This window comes from Saccharomonospora saliphila YIM 90502 (assembly GCF_000383795.1).
Classification (GTDB): domain Bacteria; phylum Actinomycetota; class Actinomycetes; order Mycobacteriales; family Pseudonocardiaceae; genus Saccharomonospora; species Saccharomonospora saliphila.
Map to the genome: position 1 here is coordinate 1 of NZ_KB912626.1, position 2,724 is coordinate 2,724.

Annotated in this window: 1 protein-coding gene and 2 pseudogenes; all 3 read left to right on the plus strand. The window is 71.4% G+C overall.

What is annotated here, in order from left to right:
* Positions 1–393: 393 nt before the first annotated feature.
* A pseudogene (locus SACSA_RS0104070) lies at positions 394–1,065 on the plus strand (LysR substrate-binding domain-containing protein); the annotation flags it as partial.
* A complete protein-coding gene (gene mltG / locus SACSA_RS0104075) occupies positions 998–2,332 on the plus strand; it encodes an endolytic transglycosylase MltG (protein ID WP_019813738.1) in 1,335 nt (444 codons plus the stop codon). The pseudogene SACSA_RS0104070 and the gene mltG, both read left to right, overlap by 68 nt.
* Positions 2,298–2,724, plus strand: a pseudogene (locus tag SACSA_RS0104080) (hypothetical protein); the annotation flags it as partial. The gene mltG and the pseudogene SACSA_RS0104080, both read left to right, overlap by 35 nt.

The following is a 2,724-nucleotide window of genomic DNA, read 5'->3' on the forward strand; positions in this document are numbered from 1 at the left end:
CCGTGCATCGGCCACATGTCCACCGTAAGGCCAGCCACCGACGACGACGAGGCACACAACATCACATCCAGCGAGTGTCCACACCGCCCAGGACCTGTGGACAACCGGGCTCACGCCGCGTGCACGTGCGGCCGGAGCGGGTCACGCTGTGCGCATGACTTCCCCGGCACATCAGGCGCTCCCCCGTCGTCCGCGGCTCCTCCCCGGGGCTGGAGGTGCTGGCCCGGCGGCACGACGAGCTCCAGATCGGCCTCGACCCCCGGCACGCCGTCGTGGCCACCGACCTGCCGCCTGTCCTCGTGGATATCCTCCGGGGCCTTGACGGTCGGCGCAGTACCGAGACCCTGCTCGACCTCGCCTCACACGACCATGCCGAACGCCTGCGCGCCGTCCCGGGGGCGGGTGCGGTTGGCGCTGTTCCCGTCCGCGGCGCTGCTGCTGCTTCCGGGCCTGCTCGGGCGCTTCGCCGAGTGGCCCGACCTGGAGGTCGAGGTGCGCGACGTGGACATGACTCCGGCGGAGGTGCCGGAACTGGTCGCCGACTTCGACGTCGTGGTGGCCCACCGGGACGAGCACGCCGCACCGTTCGGCTCCGACCGGCTCGACGTGGTGCCGCTGTTGCGGGAGCCGCTGGACGTGGCTCTGCCACCCGGGCACCCGCTCGGGATGCGGGATCGGCTCGAACTGTCCGACCTGGCCGAGCAGGACTGGATCAGCGTCGACGTCGGCTTTCCCGTGGACGACGTGCTGCGCTCGCTGGCCGTGCGCACCGGCGTCCGGCCGAGGGTGGTGCACCGCATCAACGACTTCCGGATCACCGAGGCGCTCGTGCGCGCCGGGCACGGCATCGCGCTACTGCCCCGGCACACGCTGGACACCAGCCACGTGCTGCGCCGGGAACTGGCCGGCCTGCGCGTCGCGCGCCGCATCGAGGCCGTGCTGCGCTCCCGCACCGGGGGAGCGCCCGGCACGCGGCGGAGGGCCCCCGAATCACGGCGTGCCGCCGGACGAGAACCCCACCGACCTCCTCGACCTCGAGGACCCGGACGACGACCTGCTGGATGAGCACCTGTCCGGTGAGGACGACGAGTTCGACGACGAGGACGACGAGGACAGGGCGGTGCCCGAGTACCTCGACCATGAGCTTGACGACGACCGGTTCGACGACGAGGACGACGGCGAGGACGACGAGGACGACACCGCCCGCGGCGGCCGCGGCGGGCGGATGCTGAAGTGGGCCGCGGCGCTCGGTGTGCTGGTGCTGCTCGCGGGCGGGTCCTACTTCGGCGCGGTCGAACTGCTCGGACTCGGCTACGAGGACTACGAGGGCACGGGGGAGGCCGACGTGGTCGTCGCCGTCGAGGAGGGCGATGTCACCAGCGCCATCGGGGCCACGATGGCCGAGCAGGACGTCGTGGCCAGCAGCGAGGCGTTCGTGGAGGCGAGCGAGGACGACGAGCGCGTGCTCTCCGTGCAGCCGGGCTATTACCACATGAAGACGAAGATGTCGGGTGAGGCGGCGGTCGCCCGCCTGGTCGCCGAGTCGTCCCGCGTGGGCCATGTCCAGGTGCGGGCGGGCACCCAGCTCAGCGACGTCACCCAGCCCGACGACTCGGTGACGCCCGGCGTGTTCACGTTGCTGTCGCAGGCCACGTGCGCCGACCTCAACGGCGAGGACACGTGCGTGTCCGCGGAGGCGCTGAGCAAGGCCGCCGACGAGGCAGACCTCGGCGAACTCGGAGTGCCGGCCTGGGCGGAGTCGATGGCGGCCAACGCCGAGCGCGGGCACACGCTCGAGGGCCTCGTCGCGCCCGGTGTCTACGACGTCAAGCCCGGGTGGAGCGCCGAGCAGGTGCTCGCCGAGGTACTGACCGCGTCGGCGACCCACCTCGAAGCGGCGGGCCTGCCCAGCTCGGCGGGCAGCACGCCGTTCAGTCCGTACCAGATCCTCATCATCGCTTCGATCATCGAGCGGGAAGCCGTGCGCAGTGATTTCGCCACGGTTTCCAGCGTTATCCACAACCGGCTCGCCGACGGCATGCCGCTGCAGATGGATTCCACCGTGAACTATCTGCTGGACGAGCCCGAACTGACCACGGCCGACGAGGACCGGTTCAAGGACGGTCCGTACAACACCTACTCCACCGAGGGCCTGCCCCCGACGCCGATCGCGTCGCCGAGTCAGGAGGCCATCGAGGCCGCCCTCGAGCCCGAGGACACCGACTACAAGTACTTCGTCAAGTGCGAGGAGAACGGACTGTCGTGCTTCGCGGAGTCGCACGAGGAGCACAACGCGAATGTCGTCGACGCGAGGGAGCGCGGGATCTTTTGAGGCACCGGCGCCCGGGGCTCACCGCCGGGCCGGGGTACTCGGCACGCCGGTGGCACATTCGTTGTCCCCGGTGCTGCACGGTGCCGCTTACCGCGCACTCGGCCTGACCGACTGGCACTACGCGCCGTACGAAGTGGACGCCGAGGGGCTTTCCGGTTTCGTCGCGGCGCTCGGGCCCGAATGGGTCGGCCTTTCGGTGACGATGCCGGGCAAGCGTGCCGCGCTGGAGGCCGCCGACGAGGCCACGCCGCGCGCGCTGGCCGTCGGGGCCGCGAACACGCTGGTCCCGCTCGGTGAGGGGCGCTGGAAAGCCGACTGCACCGACGTCGACGGCGTGACGGGTGCGTTGCGCGCCGCGGGCGGCTACCGGCCGGAGCGGTCCGCGACGGACG